The organism is Leclercia sp. AS011 (assembly GCF_037152535.1).
In the GTDB taxonomy this organism is placed as follows: Bacteria; Pseudomonadota; Gammaproteobacteria; order Enterobacterales; family Enterobacteriaceae; genus Enterobacter.
On the sequence record NZ_JBBCMA010000006.1, the window covers coordinates 1 to 23,664 of the forward strand.

The window sequence follows — 23,664 nt, forward strand, 5'->3', positions numbered from 1 at the left end:
CCGGGCACGACGGTGCCGGAAGAGAGGCCGGATATACGAAAGCATCTTACTCCCGTTACACAAATGCAGAATGGCTTGCATAACGGGAGGTGTCCATATACGGGTAAGGCGCAGCCGCCACCCGGCATCTGTCAGAAGGTTTCCCAGTTAGCGTCGGTTGTCGCCAGCACCGGTTTCGCTTTTGCGGTATAGGTTTTCACCGGCGCCGCTTTAGCTGCCTGGCCGTGAACGATCTTAAACACCGCTACCGCCTCGTTCAGACGTGCCGCCTGCTCTTCCAGCGCCGCCGCCGCCGCCGCAGACTCCTCAACCAGCGAGGCGTTCTGCTGGGTGACGCGGTCCATCTCGGCTACCGCCTGACCCACCTGGTCAATCCCGCGGCTCTGCTCATCCGAGGCGGATGCGATTTCGCCCATGATGTCGGTGACGCGGGTGACGGCGCTGACGATTTCCGCCATCGTCGCCCCGGCTTCATTCACCAGCGCGGAACCCGCACTGACGCGCGCGCCAGAGTCGTCAATCAGGCCTTTAATCTCTTTTGCGGCCTGGGCGCTGCGCTGGGCCAGCGTACGCACTTCCCCTGCCACCACCGCAAATCCACGCCCCTGCTCACCGGCACGCGCCGCTTCTACCGCCGCGTTCAGCGCCAGAATGTTGGTCTGGAAGGCGATGCCATCGATCACGTTGGTGATCTGGGCAATCTTGCTGGAGCTGGTGGCAATCTCGTCCATGGTACGCACCACGCCTTCGACCACGTTGCCGCCTTTCTTGGCGGTAGTAGAAGCGTCCAGCGCCAGGCGTGACGCCTGACGGGCGTTATCGGCGTTCTGCTTCACGGTAGCGGTCAGCTGCTCCATGCTGGCTGCGGTCTCTTCCAGGGAGGCCGCCTGCTGCTCGGTGCGGGAAGAGAGATCGTTACTCCCTGCGGAGATTTCACCGGCACCGGTGAAGATGGTATCCGCTCCATCGCGGACCACCCCCACGGTGTTGGCCAGCGCCTTTTGCATCTCGTGAACGTTATGCGCCAGCAGCGCCATTTCATTCTGACCCTGAGCATCGATCGGCTGCGTCAGATCGCCTGCGGCAATGGCGCGAATATGGGCAATCACCTCATGCAGCGGCTTCAGCAGCACGTTGCGCATAGCGATCCAGCTGGCGACAATCACCGCCACCACAATCACCATAATGGCCGAAAGGATCCACAGGATACGCTGGTAGTCGTTCTCGTTATCGGTGATGCCTGCGTTGGCCAGCTTCGCCTGCGCTTCACGCCACTCGCGGTACACCGCCTGCATTGCCACCTGCTTCTGCTCGGCATTCTGCTTAAACATATCGTCCAGCTTGCCCTGGGCCAGCAGCGCGTTCATGTTTGTCAGCGTGGTGTGGTAAGCGCGGTACTGCTCTTCCAGCCGATCGGCCAGCTTCTCGTCCAGCCCCGGGGTTTCCGGCAGGGCGTAATATTTGTCGTAGTGCTCCTGCGCTTCGGCCAGCCGGGCTTTCCCGGCGGTGACCAGCTCACCCAGCTGTGTGCCGTTGATCTCGGTCGCCGTGCTGCTTTGCAGACGGAGCATGCCGCGGTTAAGGGTCACGCGCGCCTGGTTCAGGCTGATCCACGCGTCGGTAAACTCTGCCACGTTCTGGCTGGACAGCTGGGAGACGGTGAAATTGTCTTTATCGTTGTTCAGGGCATTGATAAAAACCGTCGCGGCGATGATTTGCATCAGGCCGAGCACCAGCAGTACCGAAACTAACAGGGTGATTACTTTAATCCGTTTAAACATTCTTAACCTTATGTGCAGGACATTGTCTGTGGAGGACATATCGGCAGCGAAGGCGTGTTATTTAACGTTTCGTGGTCTAACCAGACTATTTTTCGGAAATAATCAAATCCATTCAGCAAGTTAAAACATAAGAAAGTTTTGTGAATTCCCTACCTTTTTACTCCCTGCTCCTAAAGGGTTATATCCTCACCTTAAAGATGCATTTAAAATACATCTTATCAAATAACGATGAGGTAACCACCATGGCCTTCCGCGACCAACCATTAGGCGAGCTGGCGCTCTCCATCCCACGCGCTTCTGCGCTGTTTCGTAAATACGATATGGATTACTGCTGCGGCGGTAAGCAAACCCTGGCGCGTGCGGCATCGCGTAAGGAACTGGATCTGGACCTCATCGAAGCTGAGCTGGCGAAACTGGCTGAGCAACCGCTGGAAAAAGACTGGCGCAGCGTGGCGCTGGGCGAAATCATCAATCACATCATCGTCCGCTACCATGACCGCCACCGGGAACAGCTGCCGGAACTGATACTGCAGGCGACCAAAGTTGAGCGCGTCCATGCGGAGAAAGCCTCTGTTCCGCGCGGCCTGGCAAAGAACCTGACCATGCTGCACGAAGAGCTCTCCAGCCACATGATGAAAGAGGAGCAGATCCTGTTCCCGATGATCAAACAGGGGATGGGTAGCCAGGCGATGGGGCCGATCAGCGTGATGGAAAGCGAACATGACGACGCCGGTGAGCTGGTGGAAGTGATCAAACACATCACCAATAACGTGACTCCGCCTGCGGATGCCTGCACCACCTGGCGCGCAATGTATAACGGGATTAACGAGATGATCGACGACCTGATGGAGCACATCAGCCTCGAGAATAACGTGCTGTTCCCACGGGCGCTGGCCGGGGAATAAAAAAAGCCCGGTGGCGGCTTCGCCTTACCGGGCCTACAACGACCTCGAACGTAGGCCGGGTAAGCGCTAGCGCCACCCGGCAACAGACTTAACGCACGCCTGCCATCCGTTTCTTACCGATAAACAGCCAGCCCAGCCCCAGGGCGATAAACCACAGCGGCGTGACGATCAGCGCCTGACGGGTATCCTCTTCCAGAGTCAGCAGTACCAGTACAAACACGAAGAACGCCATGCAGACCCAGCACATCAGCTTGCCCAGTGGCATCTTGTAGATCGATTTTTCATGCAGATGCGGACGCTGTTTGCGGTACACCAGGTACGAGCACAGGATGATGGTCCAGACGAACATGAACAGGATCGCTGACACCGTGGTGATCATGGTGAATGCGCCAATCACGCTTGGGTTCACGTAGAGCATCACCACGCCGCCCAGCAGGCAGATACAGGAGAAGGTCAGCCCTTTTGCCGGTACCGCACGCTTAGAGAGCTTGGCGAACGCGCTCGGCGCCACCCCTTCCTGCGCCAGGCCGAACAGCATACGGCTGGTGGAGAACACGCCGCTGTTGGCCGACGAGGCCGCAGAGGTCAGCACCACGAAGTTAATCAGGCTCGCCGCAGCCGGCAGACCCACCAGCACGAACAGCTCCACGAACGGGCTCTTGGTTGGGACCACAGAGCTCCACGGCGTGACCGACATAATGACAATCAGCGCGAAGACGTAGAACATGATGATACGCACGGGAATCGAGTTAATCGCCCGCGGCAGAGACTTCTCCGGATCTTTGGTTTCAGCGGCAGTCGTCCCCACCAGCTCAATCCCCACGAAGGCGAAGACCGCAATCTGGAAGCCGGCAAAGAATCCGCTCAGCCCTTTCGGGAACCAGCCGCCGTCGTTCCACAGATGGGCGAACGAGGCTTCAACGCCGCTCGGGGAGGTAAAGTGGGTCATCACCATCACCAGGCCGACTACAATCAGGCCGACAATGGCGACGATTTTGATCATCGCGAACCAGAACTCCATCTCACCGAACATTTTTACGGTGGCAAGGTTAAGGCTTAGCAGCAGGACAATCACCGCCAGCGAGGCAACCCAGTCCGACAGTCCGGGGAACCAGAACTGCGCATAGGCCGTAATGGCGACGACGTCGGCCATCCCGGTGACCACCCAGCAGAACCAGTAGGTCCAGCCGGTAAAGTAACCCGCCCACGGCCCGAGAAGGTCGGAGGCAAAGTCGCTAAAGGATTTGTATTCCAGATTCGAGAGCAGCAATTCACCCATTGCACGCATCACGAAAAAGAGCATAAAGCCGATGATCATATAGACAAAAATGATCGACGGACCGGCAAGACTGATGGTTTTGCCTGACCCCATAAACAGCCCGGTACCAATGGCACCGCCGATGGCGATTAACTGAATATGACGGTTTGTGAGATTGCGCCGTAGCGACTGTTCAGACGGTGCCTCTTCGTCGGCAACGACTTTTACCTGATCTACCATGTGATGTTTTCCTGTTGTGACTACCTGTGTTGTTTAGGCTCTTCTGGCCCTTTATTACGTCGAAAAGCGACGGCCCCGATTAAGGACTCATCGATATTAGGTAAGAATCGGCGGGATGAATACTATGATTTAAATATTATGTTAACAATATGTTGAAAGTGAGTGTCATATCACTTAAGCAACGCAAAAACAGCTCACAAAAATACACTTAATGCGATCATTTGCAAGATAATCTGTTGATTAGCGCATAACTATAGGTTTTTTAACTGATTTCCCCTCCCCCGTCGGGGAGAGGAAAAAGCGCGGGATTACAGAATTTCCAGCAGCTCGACTTCAAAGACCAGGGTGCTGAATGGCGGAATGGACGCGCCAGCGCCACGCTCGCCGTAGGCCAGGTTCTGAGGAATAGTCAGTTCCCATTTGGAGCCAACCGGCATCAGGGTCAGCGCTTCGATCCAGCCTGGGATCACGCCGTTTACCGGGAATTCAGCCGGTTCGCCGCGGGCAACGGAGCTGTCAAACACGGTGCCGTCGATCAGTTTACCGGTGTAGTGCACGCGAACGTGGTCGGTACGCGCCGGGATTGCGCCATCGCCCTGATTGATCACGCGGAACTGCAGGCCAGTTTCGGTGCTGTTCACGCCTTCGCGCTCACGGTTCTCTTCGAGGAACTTCTCGCCTGCTGCGGCCATCTCTTCAAAACGCGCACGACGCACGGAGTCAGCACGTTCGTGGATTTCGCGCAGCGCGCGGTGAACCACATCAACCGGAACAGCTGGATGCTTACCTTCCAGCGCATCGGCGATACCCGCCACCAGCGCTTCCGGTAACAGACCCTGCAGACCTGATTCGCTCAGCTGCTGTCCTACCTGCAAACCAATACCGTAGCTTGCCTGCGCTTCGATTGTGTCAAAAGTCGGGGTGGTCATGGGATTTCCTTCCATCACATTTAAAGTAGCGGGCAGCATAACAGCCACCTTCCATCCGGTAAAACTTTGTCTTATGGAAAGATGACAAATTGCGATGAAACGGAAACAATAGAGACTATCTGGATTTTTCCCGAATGTGTGTCACGGAAGCCGGCTTTGCAATGTTCATCAGGCAGTTAGCAAACTATACTTCTCGGGACAGGAAAAAAGACGCGGAGCAGGAGGAGAGCCATGCCCGGGCCATTTGAATTAAAACCTACCCTGACGAAAATCTGGCATGCGCCAGACAACTTTCGCATCATGGACCCGCTGCCGCCCCTGCACCGCAGAGGCATTATCATCGGTGCGCTGATGGTTATCGTTGGTTTTCTGCTGCCAGGCGCTGACGACAGCGCGACGGCGCCTGTCCGTCGGGATGCCGAGCTTGATTTACGCTCACAGACGCAACCGCAGCCAGACGCGCAGCCGATGCAGACGCAGCTGGTTTCCCCGTCAAACGATCCGGGTCAGGTTGCCCCGGTCGAGCCGGAGCCGATTCAGGAAGAGCAGCCGCAGGAGCAGGCCGCCGCGCCTGTACAGTCGCAGCCGGTGCCTGGCATCGAACAGCAGTGGCGTTCCTACCGTGTCGAGTCGGGTAAAACGATGGCGCAGCTGTTCCGCGATCACAACCTGCCGCCGACCGACGTCTATGCGATGGCGCAGGTTGAAGGCGCAGGCAAGCCGCTGAGCAATTTGCAAAACGGTCAGATGGTGCAGATCCGCCAGAACGCGAGTGGCGTGGTGACAGGGCTGACCATTGACAGCGGCAACGGCCAGCAGGTGCTGTTTACCCGTCAGTCTGACGGCAGCTTTATCCGCGCCAGATAACAGTTCGCCCGGTGGCGTGATGCTTACCGGGCCTGTTTTCCACTCACCTTATTGACCCACCAGATCCCCGAACAGACCAGCACCAGCGCCACAGCATATTTGATCTCAAGGATATTCTCCCCGAGGAAAATGGCCGAGAGGACGGTTCCGGCTACCGGCACCAGGAAGTTGAATGGCGCAATCATGCTGACGCGGTTGTACTTCAGCAGCAGACTCCAGAGCGCGAACGCTACCGAAGAGAGCAGGGTCAGATAACCAAGGATAGCCGCCGCTTTGACGCTGGGAACGGCCAGCGTACCGCCGGTGATATAGCCTCCCACCACCAGCATTACCCCACCTATCGCCAGCTGCCAGCCGGTCATTACCATCGGGTCGACCGTCTGAGAGATGCGTTTGCCGTACAGCGTGGCGGCAGAGAGGATAAACGCCGCCAGCACCACAAACCCGTCACCGTTCCAGACAAAGTGGAAGTCCTGCAGTCCGCTGTTGAAGTTAACGATCATCACCCCGGCAAACCCGAGGATACAACCGAGGGCTTTGTTGTAGCTGATCCTGTCGTTCTGATAGATGAAGTGCGCCAGCATAACGCTGAAGAAGGTGGCGGTCGCGTTCATGATCGACCCTTTGGCACCTGTGGTGTAGGCGAGGCCGATATAAAAGAAGGTGTACTGGATAGCCGTCTGCGTCAGGCCCAGCACCGTTAGCTGCCCAAACTGCCGTGGGCTAAGTCGACCGATCGGCTTGCGCTGGGCAAGGGCCAGCAGCAGCAAAAGCAGGCCAGCGAAGACAAAGCGGTAACCCGCAAAGACGACCTTTGATGAGATGTCGTTGGTGGCGATCTGAAAGAGTTCGTAACCGCTTTTAATCGCGGGATAGGAGCTTCCCCATAGCAAACAGCACAGCGTCGCGCTGGCGAAAACGATGTTTTTACGGGCAAAAATCGGCGTGGGCAGCACGGCGTCCATAGCAAATCTCGAAGGTAAAATGGCGTTTCATTTTATTATCAGAGATTGCAGCGGGAATAGCTACCATACAAGGCAAAAAGGTGGGACAGGTCGCGTTAAAAAGCAAAACGCCGGCATAAGGCCGGCGCTTCGACGTGGTGACGAGTAATTACTTACTCAGCAACAACGTTAACAACCAGTTTAGCGAAGACTTCGCTGTGAACCTGGAAGTCCACTTCGTGCTCACCGGTGGTACGCAGAACGCCGTTCGGCAGACGAACTTCGCTCTTAGCCACTTTAACGCCAGCTGCAGTTACTGCATCAGCGATATCGCGGGTACCGATGGAACCGAACAGTTTACCTTCGTCGCCAGCTTTAGACGCGATGGTAACGGTGCCCAGTGCGTTGATTTCTTCAGCGCGAGCGTTAGCAGCCGCCAGAACGTCAGCCAGTTTGGCTTCCAGTTCAGCACGACGTGCTTCGAAAAACTCTACGTTTTTCTTGGTAGCAGGAACAGCTTTACCCTGTGGAACCAGGAAGTTACGAGCGTAGCCCGCTTTAACGTTTACCTGATCACCCAGGCTGCCCAGGTTTGCTACTTTATCAAGCAGAATAACTTGCATTACCTTATCCTCTTAAAGTCGTATTAATGGACCGTGCCCGATTACTGATGACGATCAGTGTACGGCAGCAGGGACAGGTAGCGAGCGCGTTTGATAGCGCGAGCCAGCTGACGCTGGTATTTTGCACGAGTACCGGTGATACGGCTTGGGACAATCTTACCGCTTTCGGTGATGTAGTTTTTCAGCGTTGCGATATCTTTATAGTCGATCTCTTGAACGCCTTCCGCGGTGAAACGGCAGAACTTGCGACGACGGAAATAACGTGCCATATGGCTAGTCTCCAGAATCTATCAAATCAATCTGCTCGGCATGCAGAACCATTTTGCTCAGACCGTTCTTTGCCTTGTGGCAAGAAATGAACCCCTGAACCGTTACTGCACTGCCGACCGTTATACTGTGAGTAATGGCCTGGTTTTCGTGTCCGCTAATAATAACGGGCATTTGGCACCACGCCTGCCGGTGAAACCCGGCTTCCTCCTGCACTGAACGATGCTCAAGCACGAACTGGCAGTGAGGAATTCCTGATGGACTGACCTTACGAAGGGGGGTCCTGCACACGGTACCGGACAACACCAGACGGTTGGTCATCAGAAATTACTCTTCAGAATCCCCAGCATCAGAATCATCTGCGGTTTCGTTTGCGAAATCATCGCGACGCTCACGGCGCTCGTCTTTCGCTTTAACCATCGGAGATGCTTCGGTCACTGCGTTTTTGGTACGCATAACCATGCTGCGGATAACGGCATCGTTGAAGCGGAAGTTAGTTTCCAGCTCATCGATCGCTTCCTGCGGAGCTTCAACGTTCAGCAGAACGTAGTGAGCTTTGTGCAGTTTGTTGATCGGATAAGCCAGCTGACGGCGGCCCCAGTCTTCCAGACGGTGGATCGTGCCTTCTGCTGCAGTGATTGCACCAGTGTAGCGCTCGATCATACCCGGAACCTGTTCGCTCTGGTCAGGATGGACCATAAAAACGATTTCGTAATGACGCATCGAATTGCTCCTTACGGATTATTCAGCCTCCTGTCTGGGTCAGCCGAGGCCCGGGGAGGCAAGGAACGTGTTAAAGGTCGGCTGAAAAATTGACGCGTCATAATACTTGCGCCCCCCCGGAAACTCAAGCTGATTGCGCAAATAATTCGCACAAAGCGCAAAGCTCGTCTAAGTGGGTGATTTACTATGGCTCACGGGCGATCGCGACGTTTTTTTGAACAACAGCATCAGAAATGGTCGCCAATGCCCGCCAGATAAGGGGTTACACTTTAATCAGACCCTTTCTGAGGATAAAACCCGAAGTGATTATCGTCGCACCGTAGTTTGTCGTGGAGCGCATATCATGAAAAAGATAAACCTTGCCATTCTGGCTGCGCTTTTGCTCAGTGCAAACGCGACAGCCGCGATTCAGGTTGACGGCCGACAGGCCAGAAATATGGACGATGTGCAAAGTCTGGGCGTCATTTATATCAACCACAACTTCGCTACCGAAAGCGAAGCGACAGAAGCCATTACAGCAGAAGCCGAGGCGCGGGATGCCCGCTACTATCACGTCATGCTCACCCGTGAACCGGGCAGCAACGGCAATATGCACGTCAGCGCTGATATCTATCGGTAATGATTTGACGTTAGCACCAGGAAAGCCAACAACGAAAATATTGTCATAGCTTTATTAGCCCCCTGCCCGGGGGCTTTTTTTTATTTTTGCCCGTAATAGGCATTCGGGCCATGCTTGCGCATAAAGTGCTTGTTCATCAGATAGCTGTCGATAGGTTGCAGGCGCGGGTTGATGCCGCGGGCAATCCACGCCATTTTCGCTACCTCTTCCATCACCACGGCGTTATGCACTGCATCCTGGGCATCTTCCCCCCAGGCGAAGGGGCCATGCTGATAGACCACGATCCCCGGCGTGTGTAGCGGTTCGCCTTCTCCCAGCGTTTCAACGATCACCTTGCCGGTATTAAGCTCGTACTCGCTCTGCACCTCCTCTTCGGTAAGTGCCCGCGTACAGGGGATATCACCAAAAAAGTAGTCTGCATGGGTGGTACCCAGCGCCGGGATGGCCAGCCCCGCCTGCGCCCAGGCCGTCGCATGAGTGGAGTGGGTATGCACCACGCCGCCCAGGGAGGGGTAGCGCCGGTACAGTGCCAGATGGGTCGCGGTATCGGACGAAGGTCGCCACTGGCCCTCCACGACCTTGCCGTCGAGATCCACCACCACCATATCTTCCACACGCATGGTCTCATAGGCCACGCCGCTGGGTTTGATCGCCACCAGCCCGCGGCTCCGGTCAATCGCGCTGACGTTTCCCCAGGTAAAGGTGACCAGACCGTAACGCGGCAAATCCATGTTTGCCTCAAAGACCTGCTGTTTAAGCTGCTGCATTTTCGCCTCCCGTCAGCCCGGCTCGCGCCATTCGCGCCAGCACCCAGTCCCGGGCTTTTGCCACCTCCTGCAGCGGATCCTCCGCGGTTTCACTCCACATCTCAATCAGGTAAGGCCCGCAGTAACCGCTGTGATTGAGGGTGGTGAAACAGGCTTCGAAATCTACCACGCCCGTGCCGAACGGCACGTTTTTGAATACGCCAGGCCGGGTGTCTTTAACGTGAACCGCCACGATATGGCCGATTCCGGCCTGCAGCTCCATAGCCACATCGTTATCCCAGGCGGACAGGTTGCCGATATCGGGATAGAGCTGGAACCAGGGGTTATTGAGGTAGTGGGCATAACCCAGCGCCTTGCTGATGGAGTTCATCAGCGGGTAGTCCATGATCTCCATAGCCAGTGTCACCTGGGCACGGCTCGCCATCTCTACGCTCTCTTTCAGCCCCTCACGAAAGCGCCGCCGCGTTTCGTTGTTAGCCTGCTGGTAATAGACGTCATAACCCGCCAGCTGGATAACGCGGATCCCCACGTCCTGGGCGAAGCGAATCGCTTTACGCATGATCGCCAGCCCCTGCGCCCGCACGGCATCATCTTCGCTGCCGAGCGGAAAGCGACGATGGGCACTCAGGCACATCGACGGCACGCGCACACCGGTTTCGGCCACCGCATTCACCAGCGCCAGACGCTCCTCGCGGCTCCAGTCGAGTCGGGAGAGGCGCGTATCCGTCTCATCCACCGACATTTCGACGAAATCGAACCCCAGAGAACGGGCCAGTTTCAGCCGCTCGAGCCAGCACTCCCCGGCAGGGAGTGCCTTTTCATAGATGCCAAGCGGCACCTGCTTGCTTAACATAGCCGCTCCTTATCCCCACAGCTGGGCGATGGAACGTTTAAACTGACGCGCCGCTTCCACCGGCGAAGCGGCATCACGGATGCTGCGCCCGGCGATAAAGACATGAATCGGGATACCTTTGAACAGCGGCAGATCCTCCAGCGCCAGGCCGCCGGTGACGGTGACCTTAAAGCCCATCTCCGCCAGGCGCTTAACCGCGGTGATATCGGCCTCGCCCCAGGCAACCCCCGCCGCCTGCGCATCGCGGCTGCGGTGATAGACTACCTGCTGAATACCGGCTTCACGCCACGCTTTCGCCTGCTCCCAGGTCCAGAAACCGGTGAGTTCGATCTGCACATCGCCGTTAAACTCTTTGGCAACGTCCAGCGCCCCTTTGGCGGTGTTAATGTCCGCGCAGCAGATCACCGTCACCCAGTCGGCGTTGGCTTCGAAACACATCCGCGACAGGATTTTGCCCGCATCGGCGATCTTGGCATCGGCCAGCACAATTTTGTGCGGATAGAGCGCTTTCAGATCGCGCACGGCGCGAACGCCCTCTCCCACACACAGAATGGTGCCCACTTCGATGATGTCCACCTCTTCGGCGATAAGACGCGTGGTTTCGTAAGCGTGGGCCAGAGTCTGGTTATCCAGCGCGACCTGCAACATTGGTAATGACATTTCAGTTCCCTCTCAGAGTGCCGCCGCAGTGGCGTTATCGATTAAATCCAGCACGTCCTGCTCGGTACGGCAGGCGCGTAAACGGTCGAAATTGGCTTCATCTTCAAACAGATTGACGATCTGCATGATGCCCACCTCCTGGTGGGTGTTGGCATCAACCGCCGCCATGGTGATGAGGATATCGACCGGATCGTTATCTTCGTGGTTAAACACCAGCGGCGTTTTCAGGGTGACCAGAGCGAAACCGGTTTTTTTGACCCCCTCCTCCGGGCGGCCATGCGGCATCGCCAGCCCCGGCGCGATCACAAAATACGGACCAAACTGCGCCACCCCATCGAGAATGGCCTGGTAGTAGCGCGGCTCAACCACATCGGCCTTAACCAGCAAATCAACGCTCAGCTTGACCGCTTCCTGCCAGGTGCTGGCCTCGGCCTGTAACAGGATGGAGTGGTTTTCTGCCAGCGAATCACGGAGTTTCATAGGGCCTCCTTACTTCACGTCTTGCGGGAAGTGTTCTTTGATCACCTCCAGCAGTTTTGGGCCAAAATCCGCGGGCGACAGCATGTTGCGTACCCCCACCACATATTTATTGCCTGTCACGCTAATTTCACCGGCGATATGGGTCGAGGCGATGATGATGTCCGCGCCGTTCAGTTCACTTTTGTATTCACCTACCGCGCAGCTGTTCACCGTGTGGTCAATGTTTGACTGGGTTAAGAACTGGTCCACTTTCATCTTCATGATCATGGAGCTACCTTGCCCGTTGCCACACACAGCCAGGATACGTACGGTCATAATCGAAACTCCTTAATGAGCAGAGACTTCTGCTGTTTGTTTTTCCGCGTCTTCTTCCGCCCGCAGCGCACGGCCAGCGAAGAACATATAAGCCAGGGCAATAAAAATAATGACGGCCATAAAGGTGATGCCGAGGGAGGCGAAGCCCTGCATCATTGGCGGCGCCAGAATCGACCAGTCGGCCATGCCCATCCAGGCGCTCATGCCGGTGAGCTTGACCGCCCACACGCAACCGAAGATTTCAATCATCCCCATCACCAGACAGATCTTGAGCGCCGCGCGCCAGCCGCCAAAGTGGTTGGCAAAGACGCCAATGGTGGCGTTGGAGAAGAACATCGGGATAAAGCCTGGAATGATGAGAATCGATGAGCCGCAGCCCACCAGAATACCGACCGCGATCAGCTGGCCGATGGTGCCCCACATAAAGCCCCAGACCACGGCGTTCGGCGCAAAGCTATAGATTGCCGCACAGTCGATTGCCAGAACCGCACCGGGGATCAAACGCTGCGAGATGCCGTTGAAAGCTTCGGAGAGCTCGGCCACGAACATGCGCACGCCCTGGGTAATAATGAAAATCGCCACCGCGAAGGAGAAACCGGTTTGCAGGATGTAGATGGTCCAGTGGGTTTTACCCGCCATGGCCTGGACAACGTCAATCCCGAACGAGAGCAGGATCGCGCCGAAGAAGATGGTCATCACAATCGCCGTCGAGACGATATTGTCGTGGAAAATATTCAGCCAGCCCGGCAGCTTGAGATCTTCCACGCTCTCCTCTTTCTTGCCGAGGTACGGCGCGAATTTAAAGGCGATCCAGGAGGCGAACTGCTGCTGATGACCGATAGAGAAGCCGCAGCCATCGGTCACTTCCTGAGTCGGTTTGAACATCATGTTGGAAGTGATGCCCCAGTAGAGTGACACCAACACTGCGGTACAGATGATGGTGGTCCACATGGGGTAGCCGACGATATAGAAGAAGACGGCAATCAGCCCGGCCTGCTGGAACATGATGTGGCCGGTCAGCATGATGGTACGAATGCCCGTAATCCGGCGTAGCAGAACATAAATAATGTTCAGCGCCAGCGCTAACAGCACGGCGTATCCCACCCAGCTGTAGGCGTCGCCCATTCGTTCGATGGTGGCCATCATGGAGGCGTAGGTATCTGATATTGCGCCGTTAATGCCGTAGACCTCGGACATTTTGGCTACGACGGGTTTAAAGGTGCTGGTTAAAATGCCGGACCCCGCCTGGAGGAGCATGAAACCGATGATGGTTTTGATGGTGCCCTTGATAATGACGCTGACGCTCTTGCGTAAAAGGATGTAGCCAAGACACGTCACGATACCCAGCAGCAGCGGGGCATTGGTCATTACCTGATTGAAAAAGACGGTAAAGACGCTGTAGAGGATCTCCATAACACTCTCCGATAAAGGCAGTACGCTGCGTAATGCACGTACAACAGGCCCCCACTCTAGTAATCACAAATAATCACCACAAGATTGCATTTGATTATTTGTGACGCATCACGCAAATTATTTCCATGCATAGCGTAATGACTTTCATTTCAACGCAAGAAAACAAAATATAATTTTATATTTCAATTGATTAATTGATTCCATGGTTATGGAAGGCAGCGCTTTTCGCATCACGAATCTGCTTCGCAGAGCAGAGTGAAATGCAAAATGCGCGTTGCAATGCTTATTTATTGGTGACAATATAAATCACTATGAATCATTATGTGATTACTTATGAGAGGAAGAGGGAGTCTGGCAATGAGTAAAGTGAACACTATTACCCGCGAATCATGGATCCTCAGCACCTTCCCGGAATGGGGAACCTGGCTGAATGAAGAGATTGAACAGGAGCAGGTCGCGCCTGGCACTTTTGCCATGTGGTGGCTGGGTTGTACCGGGATCTGGTTGAAGTCCCAGGGCGGCGCAAACGTCTGTGTCGACTTCTGGTGCGGGACCGGCAAGCAAAGCCACGGTAATCCGCTGATGAAAAAAGGACATCAGATGCAGCGTATGGCGGGGGTGCAGAAGCTGCAGCCGAACCTGCGGACCACGCCGTTTGTCCTCGATCCGTTCGCCATTCGTCAGATCGATGCCGTACTGGCGACCCACGATCACAACGATCACATTGATGTGAATGTTGCCGCCGCCGTGATGCAAAACTGCGCGCCGGATGTCCCCTTTATTGGCCCCCAGACCTGCGTGGATATCTGGATCGGCTGGGGCGTGCCAAAAGAGCGCTGTATCGTAGTGAAGCCGGGCGACGTGGTGAAAATCAAAGACATTGAAATCCACGCCCTGGATGCGTTTGACCGCACGGCCCTGATTACCCTGCCGGCCGACCAGAAGGCAGCCGGTGTGCTGCCGGACGGCATGGATGAGCGCGCGGTGAACTATCTGTTCAAAACCCCGGGCGGCACGCTGTACCACAGCGGTGACTCGCACTACTCCAACTACTATGCCAAACACGGCAACGAGCACCATATCGACGTGGCGCTAGGCTCCTATGGCGAGAACCCGCGCGGCATCACCGATAAGATGACCAGCGCCGATATTCTGCGCATGGCAGAAGCGCTCAACACCCAGGTGGTGATCCCGTTCCACCACGATATCTGGTCTAACTTCCAGGCCGATCCGCAGGAGATCCGCGTGCTGTGGGAGATGAAAAAAGATCGTCTGAAATATGGCTTTAAGCCGTTTATCTGGCAGGTGGGCGGCAAGTTTACCTGGCCGCTGGATAAAGACAATTTTGAGTATCACTACCCGCGCGGCTTTGACGACTGCTTTACCATTGAGCCAGATCTGCCGTTTAAATCATTCCTGTAATGACCCCTTCATCGCCAGGCCCAGCGCCTGGCGATTCCATCTTTTACTTAGTAATTTCAGACTATTTCAAATATCATCTTTTAAAATCAATTTATTTCGGAATAGCTCATGACAGAAGCACAGCGGCATCAAATTTTACTGGAACTCCTGGCGCAAACGGGGTTTATCACCGTGGAACAGGTGATTGCCCGGCTGGGCGTCTCCCCCGCCACCGCGCGCCGGGATATCAATAAACTTGATGAGAGCGGGAAGCTGAAGAAAGTCCGTAACGGTGCCGAAGCCATCAGCCAACAGCGCCCGCGCTGGTCTCCGATGAATATTCATCAGGCGCAGAATCACGACGAAAAAGTCCGTATTGCCCGGGCCGCTTCCCAACTGGTGAATCCTGGCGAAAGCGTGGTGATCAACTGTGGTTCTACCGCCTTCCTGCTGGGCCGCGAAATGTGCGGCAAGCCGGTGCAGATCATCACCAACTACCTGCCGCTGGCCAACTATCTCATCGATCAGGAGCACGAAAGCGTGGTGATCATGGGCGGGCAGTACAACAAGAGCCAGTCCATTACCTTAAGCCCCCAGGACAGCGAGAACACGCTGTATGCCGGGCACTGGATGTTTACCAGCGGCAAAGGCCTTACCGCCGAGGGGCTGTATAAAACCGATATGCTGACGGCGATGGCAGAGCAGAACATGCTGAACGTGGTCGGCAAGCTGGTGGTGCTGGTCGACAGCAGCAAGGTTGGCGAGCGCGCGGGCATGTTGTTCAGCCGCGCCGAGCAGATTGACCTGGTGATCACCGGTAAAAGCGCCGACCCACAGATCCTCCAGAAACTGGAAGATCAGGGGGTGAAAATCCTGCGCGTTTAAAGGTGCTGACGGAAAAACGCCACCGTCGCATCGAGGGCAGTCGGCGTGATGCGATGTTTGACGCCCGCCTCCCACAAACAGGTCAGGTTTTTGTCCAGTCCTGCCTGCTGCAAGGCCTGCTGCAGACGGAAGGTCTCCGCGGCGGGCACCACGTCATCCTGCTCCCCATGCCACAGCAGCAGCGGGCGATTGGCCAGGCGAGGTAGCGCGGTCGTGACTTCCCAGTCGGCAAGCGGAGAGACCATTTCCGCAAATGCCCCGGGTTGCAGCGGCGGAAACAGCGTGCGGGCCAGCGAGGTAAAGTAGCCAGAACCCATCAGGCTTGCCACGCATTTCACCGCCGGATGGCGCGTCATAATGCCCAGTGCAGTCATCCCGCCCATCGAGGCTCCGGCGACCGCGAGGCGCTCATCCGCCACCAGCCCGTCCTGGTACAACGCATCCCGCAGCGCAGCAAACTCCGTCAGGTTGCCATTCAGGATCGGCCAGAACTGCCCCAGACGGGCCTGCTCATCTCCTGTAAAGCGTGCGCCATGATCCGGTGCGTCCGGCATCACCACCCGAAAACCAGCCTGCGCCAGAGCCACCGCAAAATAGCTGTAGACCAGCTTTGATGAGGTAAAACCATGATAAAAAATAACAACCGGCAGCGGTTGAGACCGTTTTCCTGCCGGAACGGCGTGTACACTCTCAAGGTCGCCAAATTGCCGTATTTCAAGTTCAATCATCACTGGGCCTCATGCTAAAGGGTGATTTAAAATGTTGAGAACTGGATTACGCTTTCGCACAATTTTCATTCGAAATTTACGCCACAGCTAACAATTTGGGAACATTCCCCCAATCCTAAATCAACAGAGTTCTACACTATGGCTATCAGGAAACGAGATATGGTTATGCGAAGGTTTGCTGCTTTATTGCTGATGCTGGTATTGGGCGGGTGTAGTGCCCTGGAAGGCACGCCACAGCCTGCACCACCGGTTGCCGACCACCCACAAGAAATTCGTCGTAATCAGACGGAAGGATTACAACGGATGGGTACCGTCACCGCACTTGAGCGAGGCTCTCCCGATGATGTGGAAGATGCCATTAAAGCAAAAGCCGTCGCCGCGAAGGCAGATTATTACGTCATTGTCCTTATCGATGAAACTATCGTGACCGGACAATGGTATTCGCAGGCCATTTTATACCGTAAATAACGAGCGGTATTTAAACGACATTTACACTGCTTTGCGTCCATAGACGTTTTCCTGTCCACAATAAACTCCGTGCTTATGACAATGGAAGTGAGTTTATTTGCGAAGGATTGCCCGGCGGATACCGGGGACACGTAAAATGGAGCTGACGATGAAACGATCTCTTGCTTTGACCTCTCTGTTACTCTCAGCCGGTCTGGTGAGTACTGCCGCACAGTCAGCCGAATTTGCCAGCGCTGATTGCGTGACGGGTTTAAATGAAATTGGACTGATTTCCGTGAGTGATATCTCAGGGAGTCCCCAAGATGTAGAGCGCATGATCGCGCTCAAGGCAGATGAACAGGGAGCGTCGTGGTATCGCATCATAACTATGCAGGAAGAGAGCCATGTTGATCGCTGGCGGGTACAAGCCATTCTCTACGCCTGAAAAGCGCCAATAAAAAGCCACTAAAAAAGAGTGGCTTTTTAATCTTTACACTTCTATTATCCTTGTCGTTACTACCCCGAGACATTCTTGTAACATTTTGTTACATAAACCGCATAAATGTTATCCCCGCTCTGCCGTTGAAAAGCGTGACCTTTTTAACAATGAGCAATTTATGATCACCTTTTTCCGCCGTGCAGGTCTGGGCACAAAGCTATCGCTGCTTACCGGCTTGAGTGTTGCCACACTCTTTCTGCTTTTCACTTTTCTCCTGAGCTATAACACCAGTCAAAAACTCGAATCTCTGGCCATAGAAGATCTGCATAACCAGTCCACCGGCGTGGTCGACATGGTGCAGATGTTCAATACCAGCCTCACTGAAGAGGTGGAGAGCTATACCCGCCTGTTCACCACCTTTTTACCGCAGCCGCTGAATCTCGACGCCAGCCAGACCCGCACTATTAACGGTCAGAACGTCCCGCTGCTGAAAGGCGGCGATACGGAACTCCATGAGAACAACGCCACGCCGGATGATTTTCTGAATCGCACCGGGGCCATCTCCACGCTGTTTGTTCGTAGCGGCGACGACTTTGTCCGCGTGGCGACCTCGCTGCGGAAAGAGAATGGTGATCGGGCCATCGGCACGGTACTGGACCATGCCAGCCCGGCCTGGGCGGTGGTCAGCAAAGGTGAGGTGTATCGCGGCCTCGCCCTGCTGTTTGGCAAACGCTATATCACCCAGTATCAGCCGGTCAAAGACGCGGGCGGACAGGTGATCGCCATTATCTTCGTCGGGGTCGACATTACCCACTCGTGGAACGTCATGCGCGAGAAGATCCTCAGCCGCCGTCTGGGCGAGAGCGGTCATTTCTTTGTGCTGGACCGCAGTAATGGCAAAAATCACGGCCAGTACCTGTTCCATAGCGCTGAAGAGGGCCAGCGGCCAATGTGGGAGAACGATGTTCAGCAGCAGCTGCTGGGGGATAAATCTGGCACCCTGGAGCGTAAGAGCGCCGAGGGTCGCACGCTGATTATGGCCTGGACGCCGCTGCCGGGCTGGAACTGGACCATCGTGGGCGAGGTGGATAAAACCGTCCTGCTGGCCGATGTCACCAGCCTGCGCGATCGCTTCCTGCTGGCGGGCGTTGTTCTGTCCGCGCTCTTCGCCATGCTGTTCGTGTTTATAATCCGACGCTGGCTGTCACGCCCGCTGCAGGATGTGATTGGGCTGGCAGAACAGTATGCCGCAGGCGATCTGCGCGCCACCCTGCCTGCCACCCGTCAGGATGAGGTGGGTCAGCTGATCAGTGCCATCAACGGCATTGGCGGCGGGCTGCAAAAAATCGTGCTGCAGGTACGCGAAGCCGCGGGGGATATCCATCTGGGCACCAACGCCCTGGCGGCAGATACCGGCGAGATCTCCGGGCAGATCAATAAGCAGGCCAGCAGCGTAGAAGAGACCTCCGCCAGCATGGAGCAGCTGGCCGCCAGCGTGCAGCAGAATGCGGCCAACATGGAGCAGACCCAGCAGCTGGTAGGCGAAACCTCCCGGGCGGTGCATCAGGGCGGGGAGACCGTCAGCAATGCTGTCGCCACCATGGATGATATTCGCGAGGCATCGAAACGTATCGAAGCCATCACGCGGGTGATTGAGGGCATCGCTTTCCAGACCAATATCCTGGCGCTGAACGCCGCGGTAGAAGCCGCCCGGGCGGGCGAGCACGGTAAAGGCTTCGCCGTGGTGGCCCAGGAAGTGCGTGCCCTGGCGGCGCGCAGCGCCAACGCGGTGAAAGAGATTGAACAGCTGATTGGCGATACGCTCAGCAAGGTGAGCGAAGGCCATGCCCTGTCGGAACAGACCCGTCATGCGATGGAGAGCATCATTGCGCACATCGACAATATCAATCAGCTGGTCACGGAGATTAACCATGCCTCCCGGGAGCAGTCGGCAGGCATCGGTCAGGTGAACCTGGCGATGACGCATATCGGCGAAGCGTCGCATATCAACGCCGACCGCGTCTCGCGCAGTGAACAGACGGCACTGGTCCTGCGTGAGAAAGGCTCACACCTGACCGAGCTGGTCAGCCTGTTCCGCCTGTAGGGATCAGGCCACGCCGCCCGTGGCGCGCAGCAGCAGGTCGTCCTGGACCTGCTCGCTGAGCAGGGATCCCCCGCGGGCGTCGAGCATTTCACGGCACCAGGCCTGCGCCACCGGCGGTGAGGCGTGGCGTAACATCTGCGCCCCCGCGCCCAGCAGGAAGATCTGCCGGGCGATCTCCCTGCCCTGTGCCTCCACAGGTTTACGCAGCTTCTGCTGTAGCTGACGCCAGCTGCGATCGAAGTGCCGATCCTGCCCCTTCACCCCGGCAAAATCATCGGCCAGCAGATCCATCACCGCAGGCTGCTTCGCCAGCACCCGCAGCACGTCCAGCCCCATGATATTCCCCGAGCCCTCCCAGATACTGTTGACCGGCATCTCCCGGTAGAGACGCGGCAGCTCGCTCTCTTCGCAGTAGCCGATACCGCCGAGAACCTCCATCGCTTCGGCGACGAAGGGGATCCCCGCTTTGCAGATCGTCAGTTTGGCGGCCGGGGTAAACAGCCGTGCCCACAGAGCTTCATGCTCACTGTCACGACGATCCCAGGCCCGCGCCAGGCGGAACAGGAGCGCGGTCTGCCCCTCCAGCTGCAGCGCCATGCGGCTTAGCACATCGCGCATCAGCGGCTGATCGATCAGGTTTTTACCAAAGGTCTGCCGCTGGTGGGCATGATACAAGGCCACCGAGAAGGCCCGGCGCATCAGGCCGTGGCTGCCGAGCGCGCAGTCGAACCGGGTGAGGCCGCCCATCTTCAGGATCTGGCGCACCCCTTCCCCCTCTTCGCCCAGCAGCCAGCCGCTGGCGTCGAGAAACTCGGCTTCGCTGCTAGCGTTGGCGCGGTTGCCCAGTTTGTCCTTCAGCCGCTCCAGATGGACGGCATTGCGCAGACCATCAGGCAGAAAACGCGGAACGAAGAAGCACGACAGGCCGCCTTTCGCCTGGGCCAGCACCAGGTGCGCATCGCTTTGCGGCACCGAGAAAAACCACTTATGCCCCACCAGCCGGTAGCTGCCGTCGCTGCAGCGCTCTGCCCGGGTGGTGTTGCTGAGAACATCCGATCCGCCCTGCTTCTCCGTCATGCCCATACCGATCAACAGACCGCGCTTCTGGTTCCCCGGGGCAAGATGGGAGTCGTAGCGGTCGCTAAGGAGCGGCGTCAGCCAGTCGTGGAACGCGCGCGGTAACGCCTGTTGCAGCAGCGGCGTGGCGGCGTGGGTCATGGTAATTGGGCAGAGCGTGCCGGCTTCCACCTGCGCATGCAGGATAAAACGCGCCGCCCGGGCGACGAAGGCCCCTTTGCGCGCCTCCTCCTCCCACGCCAGGTTATGTACCCGGTTGGCGCATAGCCCCTGCATCAGCAGGTGCCATGCGGGATGAAAGCGCACGTCGTCCAGCCGGGAGCCGCTGGCGTCAAAGCGCAGCAGCTCGGGTGGATTGACGTTAGCAAGGCGGCCCAGTTCCAGCGATTCTGCGGTTCCCAGCTGCTGGCCGATACTGGCAAGCAGCTCGGCGTCCCAGTCAGCGCCTTCACGGTTGACCGCTTCGCACAGGGCACGATCGGAAAGAAAAAGGTTGCTGTTGGTGAGTGGCGCAGGCTGGTTAAAAACAGTGTGCGTCTGCCAGTGCATAATGTATCCCTCCTTCTATGGCAATAAGGTAATTATGGACAGACCGGGCAGCCGCCGCACGGAAGCGGGCGCAAAATTTCGCCATCTGCAAGCGTGAATCTGGTCACACAATGAACGAATAATAAATTTCTTTGCTGCATTTATGGTGAATAATTTATTCACACCTCATGGAGAGCATAACAATGCAACACACACAACGGGCGCCGGATGCCCATAAGCGCGCGTTAGTCGCGGGCTCGATTGGTAACTTTATCGAATGGTACGAATTTGCGGTGTACGGTTTTCTGGCCACCGTGATTGCGAAAAACTTTTTCCAGCTCAGCGGTGAGGCGGGGCTGACCAGCCTGATCCTCACCTACGCCTCCTTTGCGATCGCCTTTTTCTTCCGTCCGTTAGGGGCCATCGTCTTCGGGCGGATCGGCGATCGTATCGGGCGTAAACCCACGCTGATCATTGTGCTGGTGATGATGACCCTGGCGACGGCGGCGATTGGCCTGGTGCCGGTGTATGCCAGTATCGGCATTGCCGCCCCGCTGATGATCACCGGCCTGCGGATCCTGCAGGGGCTGTTCGCAGGCGGCGAGTATGGCGGCGCGGTGTCGCTGATGACCGAGTTCGCTCCGCGCGGCAAACGCGGGCTGTACGGTGCCTGGCAGTCCTTTACCGTTGCGCTGGGCCTGCTGGCCGGGGCGGGGATCGTGGCCCTGCTCTCGGCGCTGTTGACGCCGGAAGCCCTGCATGACTGGGGCTGGCGCATCCCGTTCTTTATCGCCCTGCCGCTGGGGGCGGTGGCCCTGTGGCTGCGGGTGAGTATGGAAGAGACGCCGAGCTTTGTGCAGCAGCAAACCAGGCCGGTGGCGGCGAAGGCCCGGACCCGTGACACGCTGAAAGCCATTGTGATGGGGATTGGCCGGGTGATGGTGTGGTCTGCCGCGGGTTATACCTATCTGGTGATCATGCCCGCCTATCTGCAGTCGGCCCTGCATACCGGCTTTAACCAGGCGCTGCTGATTGCGGTGATCTCTAATATCGGCTTTGCGCTGACCATTATCCCGTCGGGGATCCTCAGCGACCGCATCGGGCGGCGCACGGTGATGGTGATTGCCGCCGCGCTGCTGCTGATCCTCGCCCTGCCGCTGCTGAAAATCCTGCAGGCGGAGTCCAGCACCCTGGCGGTGAAGGCGATTGTGGTGCTGATTGCCGGTGGACTGGTGGGGATGCTGGCAGGACCAGGGCCGGCCATGCTGTCAGAGATGTTCCCGACGCGGGTGCGCTATACCGGGCTGGGGCTGGCCTATTCCCTGTCGAACGCTATCTTCTCGGGCTGCGCGGGGCTGATCATTACCGGGCTGATAAAAGAGACGGGGAACCTGGATATTCCGGCGTATTACGTGATGGCGACGGCGGTGGTGAGTATTGTGGCGCTGATGACGTTAAGAAAGGATGACCATTTGCGGTCGCTGGAGGAGTGAGGTATGTGCCGGGTGGCGGCTTCGCCTTACCCGGCCTACAAAAGCACGGACCGTAGGCCCGGTAAGCGCAGCGCCACCGGGCACAACAGACTACCCGCGCTGACGCACCGCTTCGAACAGGCAGATGCCGGTTGCCACTGAGACGTTCAGGGACGAGACGCTGCCCGCCATCGGAATGCTGATCAGCTCGTCGCAATGCTCGCGGGTCAGACGGCGCATTCCTTCCCCTTCGGCACCCATCACCAGCGCCAGACGGCCGGTCATTTTGCTCTGGAACAGGGTATGGTCCGCTTCACCGGCGGTGCCGACGATCCAGATATTCTCTTCCTGCAGCTGACGCATGGTGCGCGCCAGGTTGGTCACGCGGATCAGCGGCACGTTTTCCGCCGCGCCGCAGGCCACTTTTTTGGCGGTGGCGTTGAGCTGCGCCGAGCGATCCTTCGGCACGATCACCGCGTGGACACCCGCCGCATCGGCGCTACGCAGGCAGGCACCGAGGTTGTGCGGATCGGTCACGCCGTCGAGGATCAGGAAGAAAGGATTCTCCAGCGAGGCAATCAGATCCGGCAGATCGTTTTCCTGATACTGGCGGCCTGGCTTCACGCGGGCGATGATCCCCTGGTGCACTGCACCTTCGCTTTTCTCATCCAGATACTGGCGGTTCGCCAGCTGGATCACCACACCCTGCGCTTCCAGGGCGTGGATCAGCGGCATCAGGCGTTTGTCTTCACGCCCTTTCAGAATAAAGACTTCCTGAAAACGCTCCGGTGCGCGCTCCAGCAGGGCCTGCACCGCGTGGATGCCGTAAATCATTTCACTCATTAAAGGTACTCATGTGAGGCGGTGTGCGCCGGGTTAAATGGGGCCGTGAATGTCGTCACTTGCGCCTATTATAACCGACCCGCCGGTCAAATCGAC

At 57.0% G+C, this 23,664-nt stretch carries 26 protein-coding genes; 9 read left to right on the top strand and 17 right to left on the bottom strand.

What is annotated here, in order from left to right:
* Positions 1–131 precede the first annotated feature (131 nt).
* Positions 132–1,781 (bottom strand): methyl-accepting chemotaxis protein, encoded by a 1,650-nt coding sequence (locus WFO70_RS18725; RefSeq protein WP_337018296.1) that lies wholly within the window; start codon positions 1,779–1,781, stop codon positions 132–134.
* A gap of 242 nt (positions 1,782–2,023) precedes the next feature.
* Here WFO70_RS18725 and ytfE point away from each other — a divergent pair, with 242 nt between their 5' ends.
* Positions 2,024–2,686 carry an iron-sulfur cluster repair protein YtfE gene (ytfE, locus tag WFO70_RS18730; protein WP_106994067.1) on the top strand — a complete coding sequence of 221 codons (663 nt, stop codon included), beginning with the start codon at positions 2,024–2,026 and terminating at the stop codon, positions 2,684–2,686.
* An 88-nt stretch (positions 2,687–2,774) separates the two neighbouring features.
* Here the strand turns inward: ytfE and cycA are convergent, their stop codons facing one another.
* Both cycA and fklB read right to left on the bottom strand, forming a co-directional pair.
* Positions 2,775–4,184, bottom strand: a complete 1,410-nt coding sequence (gene cycA / locus WFO70_RS18735) for a D-serine/D-alanine/glycine transporter (RefSeq protein WP_337018299.1) — start codon at positions 4,182–4,184, stop codon at positions 2,775–2,777.
* A gap of 308 nt (positions 4,185–4,492) precedes the next feature.
* A complete protein-coding gene (gene fklB / locus WFO70_RS18740; protein ID WP_032616205.1) occupies positions 4,493–5,113 on the bottom strand; it encodes an FKBP-type peptidyl-prolyl cis-trans isomerase in 621 nt (206 codons plus the stop codon).
* A 231-nt stretch (positions 5,114–5,344) separates the two neighbouring features.
* On the opposite strand from fklB, the gene WFO70_RS18745 reads away from it, so the two are divergent.
* Positions 5,345–5,980, top strand: a complete 636-nt coding sequence (locus tag WFO70_RS18745; protein WP_337018301.1) for an OapA family protein — start codon at positions 5,345–5,347, stop codon at positions 5,978–5,980.
* Positions 5,981–6,003: 23 nt separating this feature from the next.
* On the opposite strand, the gene WFO70_RS18750 is transcribed toward WFO70_RS18745, so the two are convergent.
* The 5 genes from WFO70_RS18750 to rpsF form a co-directional block, all read right to left on the bottom strand.
* Positions 6,004–6,945: a DMT family transporter gene (locus tag WFO70_RS18750; protein WP_337018303.1), complete on the bottom strand. Its 942-nt coding sequence runs from the start codon at positions 6,943–6,945 to the stop codon at positions 6,004–6,006.
* A gap of 152 nt (positions 6,946–7,097) precedes the next feature.
* Positions 7,098–7,547, bottom strand: a complete 450-nt coding sequence (gene rplI, locus WFO70_RS18755) for a 50S ribosomal protein L9 (protein ID WP_142487975.1) — start codon at positions 7,545–7,547, stop codon at positions 7,098–7,100.
* A gap of 41 nt (positions 7,548–7,588) precedes the next feature.
* Positions 7,589–7,816, bottom strand: a complete 228-nt coding sequence (gene rpsR, locus WFO70_RS18760; protein ID WP_000135199.1) for a 30S ribosomal protein S18 — start codon at positions 7,814–7,816, stop codon at positions 7,589–7,591.
* Between the two features lie 4 nt (positions 7,817–7,820).
* Positions 7,821–8,135 carry a primosomal replication protein N gene (gene priB / locus WFO70_RS18765; RefSeq protein WP_006178996.1) on the bottom strand — a complete coding sequence of 105 codons (315 nt, stop codon included), beginning with the start codon at positions 8,133–8,135 and terminating at the stop codon, positions 7,821–7,823.
* 6 nt (positions 8,136–8,141) lie between these two features.
* Positions 8,142–8,537, bottom strand: a complete 396-nt coding sequence (rpsF, locus tag WFO70_RS18770) for a 30S ribosomal protein S6 (RefSeq protein ID WP_011915632.1) — start codon at positions 8,535–8,537, stop codon at positions 8,142–8,144.
* Positions 8,538–8,880: 343 nt separating this feature from the next.
* On the opposite strand from rpsF, the gene yjfY reads away from it, so the two are divergent.
* Positions 8,881–9,156: a DUF1471 family protein YjfY gene (gene yjfY / locus WFO70_RS18775; RefSeq protein WP_142487974.1), complete on the top strand. Its 276-nt coding sequence runs from the start codon at positions 8,881–8,883 to the stop codon at positions 9,154–9,156.
* An 80-nt stretch (positions 9,157–9,236) separates the two neighbouring features.
* On the opposite strand, the gene WFO70_RS18780 is transcribed toward yjfY, so the two are convergent.
* Genes WFO70_RS18780 through ulaA form a run of 6 tightly spaced genes read right to left on the bottom strand, consistent with a single transcriptional unit; the run spans position 9,237 to position 13,644 of the window.
* Entirely contained in the window at positions 9,237–9,923 is a 687-nt protein-coding gene (locus tag WFO70_RS18780) for an L-ribulose-5-phosphate 4-epimerase (protein ID WP_337018306.1), read from the bottom strand.
* A complete protein-coding gene (locus WFO70_RS18785) occupies positions 9,910–10,776 on the bottom strand; it encodes an L-ribulose-5-phosphate 3-epimerase (RefSeq protein ID WP_337018308.1) in 867 nt (288 codons plus the stop codon). Before WFO70_RS18785 ends, WFO70_RS18780 begins: the two co-directional genes overlap by 14 nt.
* A gap of 9 nt (positions 10,777–10,785) precedes the next feature.
* The gene (ulaD, locus tag WFO70_RS18790; protein ID WP_337018310.1) at positions 10,786–11,436 is read right to left on the bottom strand and encodes a 3-keto-L-gulonate-6-phosphate decarboxylase UlaD; all 651 of its coding nucleotides are present in this window, start codon (positions 11,434–11,436) and stop codon (positions 10,786–10,788) included.
* Between the two features lie 12 nt (positions 11,437–11,448).
* Positions 11,449–11,916 carry a PTS ascorbate transporter subunit IIA gene (gene ulaC / locus WFO70_RS18795; protein ID WP_337018312.1) on the bottom strand — a complete coding sequence of 156 codons (468 nt, stop codon included), beginning with the start codon at positions 11,914–11,916 and terminating at the stop codon, positions 11,449–11,451.
* Positions 11,917–11,925: 9 nt separating this feature from the next.
* On the bottom strand, positions 11,926–12,231 hold the full coding sequence (gene ulaB / locus WFO70_RS18800) for a PTS ascorbate transporter subunit IIB (protein WP_108476136.1): 306 nt from the start codon (positions 12,229–12,231) through the stop codon (positions 11,926–11,928).
* 12 nt (positions 12,232–12,243) lie between these two features.
* Entirely contained in the window at positions 12,244–13,644 is a 1,401-nt protein-coding gene (gene ulaA, locus WFO70_RS18805) for a PTS ascorbate transporter subunit IIC (protein WP_337018315.1), read from the bottom strand.
* 357 nt (positions 13,645–14,001) lie between these two features.
* Between ulaA and ulaG the strand changes: the two genes are divergently transcribed.
* Together ulaG and ulaR are read left to right on the top strand one after the other, a co-directional pair.
* Positions 14,002–15,066: an L-ascorbate 6-phosphate lactonase gene (gene ulaG, locus WFO70_RS18810; protein ID WP_337018317.1), complete on the top strand. Its 1,065-nt coding sequence runs from the start codon at positions 14,002–14,004 to the stop codon at positions 15,064–15,066.
* Positions 15,067–15,174: 108 nt separating this feature from the next.
* The gene (gene ulaR, locus WFO70_RS18815) at positions 15,175–15,930 is read left to right on the top strand and encodes an HTH-type transcriptional regulator UlaR (protein ID WP_337018319.1); all 756 of its coding nucleotides are present in this window, start codon (positions 15,175–15,177) and stop codon (positions 15,928–15,930) included.
* Here the strand turns inward: ulaR and yjfP are convergent.
* The gene (gene yjfP / locus WFO70_RS18820; RefSeq protein ID WP_337018321.1) at positions 15,927–16,658 is read right to left on the bottom strand and encodes an esterase; all 732 of its coding nucleotides are present in this window, start codon (positions 16,656–16,658) and stop codon (positions 15,927–15,929) included. The genes ulaR and yjfP overlap by 4 nt on opposite strands.
* A 138-nt stretch (positions 16,659–16,796) precedes the next feature.
* Between yjfP and bsmA the strand changes: the two genes are divergently transcribed.
* The 3 genes from bsmA to WFO70_RS18835 all read left to right on the top strand — a co-directional run bounded on the left by bsmA (position 16,797) and on the right by WFO70_RS18835 (position 19,648).
* On the top strand, positions 16,797–17,126 hold the full coding sequence (gene bsmA / locus WFO70_RS18825; protein ID WP_337018324.1) for a biofilm peroxide resistance protein BsmA: 330 nt from the start codon (positions 16,797–16,799) through the stop codon (positions 17,124–17,126).
* Positions 17,127–17,262: 136 nt separating this feature from the next.
* The gene (gene yjfN / locus WFO70_RS18830) at positions 17,263–17,550 is read left to right on the top strand and encodes a DUF1471 family protease activator YjfN (protein ID WP_337018326.1); all 288 of its coding nucleotides are present in this window, start codon (positions 17,263–17,265) and stop codon (positions 17,548–17,550) included.
* A 172-nt stretch (positions 17,551–17,722) separates the two neighbouring features.
* Positions 17,723–19,648 (top strand): methyl-accepting chemotaxis protein, encoded by a 1,926-nt coding sequence (locus WFO70_RS18835; protein WP_337018327.1) that lies wholly within the window; start codon positions 17,723–17,725, stop codon positions 19,646–19,648.
* 3 nt (positions 19,649–19,651) lie between these two features.
* Here WFO70_RS18835 and WFO70_RS18840 read toward each other — a convergent pair whose 3' ends face one another.
* Positions 19,652–21,274 carry an isovaleryl-CoA dehydrogenase gene (locus tag WFO70_RS18840; RefSeq protein ID WP_337018329.1) on the bottom strand — a complete coding sequence of 541 codons (1,623 nt, stop codon included), beginning with the start codon at positions 21,272–21,274 and terminating at the stop codon, positions 19,652–19,654.
* A gap of 182 nt (positions 21,275–21,456) precedes the next feature.
* Here WFO70_RS18840 and WFO70_RS18845 point away from each other — a divergent pair, with 182 nt between their 5' ends.
* Positions 21,457–22,746, top strand: a complete 1,290-nt coding sequence (locus WFO70_RS18845) for an MFS transporter (protein ID WP_337018331.1) — start codon at positions 21,457–21,459, stop codon at positions 22,744–22,746.
* Between the two features lie 90 nt (positions 22,747–22,836).
* Here the strand turns inward: WFO70_RS18845 and rlmB are convergent, their stop codons facing one another.
* A complete protein-coding gene (gene rlmB / locus WFO70_RS18850; RefSeq protein ID WP_156237591.1) occupies positions 22,837–23,568 on the bottom strand; it encodes a 23S rRNA (guanosine(2251)-2'-O)-methyltransferase RlmB in 732 nt (243 codons plus the stop codon).
* Between the last annotated feature and the right edge of the window lie 96 nt (positions 23,569–23,664).

Excerpts from the sequence above, each read along its gene's own strand:
- WFO70_RS18725 (WP_337018296.1), bottom strand. The coding sequence starts at position 1,781 with ATGTTTAAACGGATTAAAGTAATCACCCTGTTAGTTTCGGTACTGCTG.
- ytfE (WP_106994067.1), top strand. The coding sequence starts at position 2,024 with ATGGCCTTCCGCGACCAACCATTAGGCGAGCTGGCGCTCTCCATCCCA.
- cycA (WP_337018299.1), bottom strand. The coding sequence starts at position 4,184 with ATGGTAGATCAGGTAAAAGTCGTTGCCGACGAAGAGGCACCGTCTGAA.
- fklB (WP_032616205.1), bottom strand. The coding sequence starts at position 5,113 with ATGACCACCCCGACTTTTGACACAATCGAAGCGCAGGCAAGCTACGGT.
- WFO70_RS18745 (WP_337018301.1), top strand. The coding sequence starts at position 5,345 with ATGCCCGGGCCATTTGAATTAAAACCTACCCTGACGAAAATCTGGCAT.
- WFO70_RS18750 (WP_337018303.1), bottom strand. The coding sequence starts at position 6,945 with ATGGACGCCGTGCTGCCCACGCCGATTTTTGCCCGTAAAAACATCGTT.
- rplI (WP_142487975.1), bottom strand. The coding sequence starts at position 7,547 with ATGCAAGTTATTCTGCTTGATAAAGTAGCAAACCTGGGCAGCCTGGGT.
- rpsR (WP_000135199.1), bottom strand. The coding sequence starts at position 7,816 with ATGGCACGTTATTTCCGTCGTCGCAAGTTCTGCCGTTTCACCGCGGAA.
- priB (WP_006178996.1), bottom strand. The coding sequence starts at position 8,135 with ATGACCAACCGTCTGGTGTTGTCCGGTACCGTGTGCAGGACCCCCCTT.
- rpsF (WP_011915632.1), bottom strand. The coding sequence starts at position 8,537 with ATGCGTCATTACGAAATCGTTTTTATGGTCCATCCTGACCAGAGCGAA.
- yjfY (WP_142487974.1), top strand. The coding sequence starts at position 8,881 with ATGAAAAAGATAAACCTTGCCATTCTGGCTGCGCTTTTGCTCAGTGCA.
- WFO70_RS18780 (WP_337018306.1), bottom strand. The coding sequence starts at position 9,923 with ATGCAGCAGCTTAAACAGCAGGTCTTTGAGGCAAACATGGATTTGCCG.
- WFO70_RS18785 (WP_337018308.1), bottom strand. The coding sequence starts at position 10,776 with ATGTTAAGCAAGCAGGTGCCGCTTGGCATCTATGAAAAGGCACTCCCT.
- ulaD (WP_337018310.1), bottom strand. The coding sequence starts at position 11,436 with ATGTCATTACCAATGTTGCAGGTCGCGCTGGATAACCAGACTCTGGCC.
- ulaC (WP_337018312.1), bottom strand. The coding sequence starts at position 11,916 with ATGAAACTCCGTGATTCGCTGGCAGAAAACCACTCCATCCTGTTACAG.
- ulaB (WP_108476136.1), bottom strand. The coding sequence starts at position 12,231 with ATGACCGTACGTATCCTGGCTGTGTGTGGCAACGGGCAAGGTAGCTCC.
- ulaA (WP_337018315.1), bottom strand. The coding sequence starts at position 13,644 with ATGGAGATCCTCTACAGCGTCTTTACCGTCTTTTTCAATCAGGTAATG.
- ulaG (WP_337018317.1), top strand. The coding sequence starts at position 14,002 with ATGAGTAAAGTGAACACTATTACCCGCGAATCATGGATCCTCAGCACC.
- ulaR (WP_337018319.1), top strand. The coding sequence starts at position 15,175 with ATGACAGAAGCACAGCGGCATCAAATTTTACTGGAACTCCTGGCGCAA.
- yjfP (WP_337018321.1), bottom strand. The coding sequence starts at position 16,658 with ATGATTGAACTTGAAATACGGCAATTTGGCGACCTTGAGAGTGTACAC.
- bsmA (WP_337018324.1), top strand. The coding sequence starts at position 16,797 with ATGGCTATCAGGAAACGAGATATGGTTATGCGAAGGTTTGCTGCTTTA.
- yjfN (WP_337018326.1), top strand. The coding sequence starts at position 17,263 with ATGGAGCTGACGATGAAACGATCTCTTGCTTTGACCTCTCTGTTACTC.
- WFO70_RS18835 (WP_337018327.1), top strand. The coding sequence starts at position 17,723 with ATGATCACCTTTTTCCGCCGTGCAGGTCTGGGCACAAAGCTATCGCTG.
- WFO70_RS18840 (WP_337018329.1), bottom strand. The coding sequence starts at position 21,274 with ATGCACTGGCAGACGCACACTGTTTTTAACCAGCCTGCGCCACTCACC.
- WFO70_RS18845 (WP_337018331.1), top strand. The coding sequence starts at position 21,457 with ATGCAACACACACAACGGGCGCCGGATGCCCATAAGCGCGCGTTAGTC.
- rlmB (WP_156237591.1), bottom strand. The coding sequence starts at position 23,568 with ATGAGTGAAATGATTTACGGCATCCACGCGGTGCAGGCCCTGCTGGAG.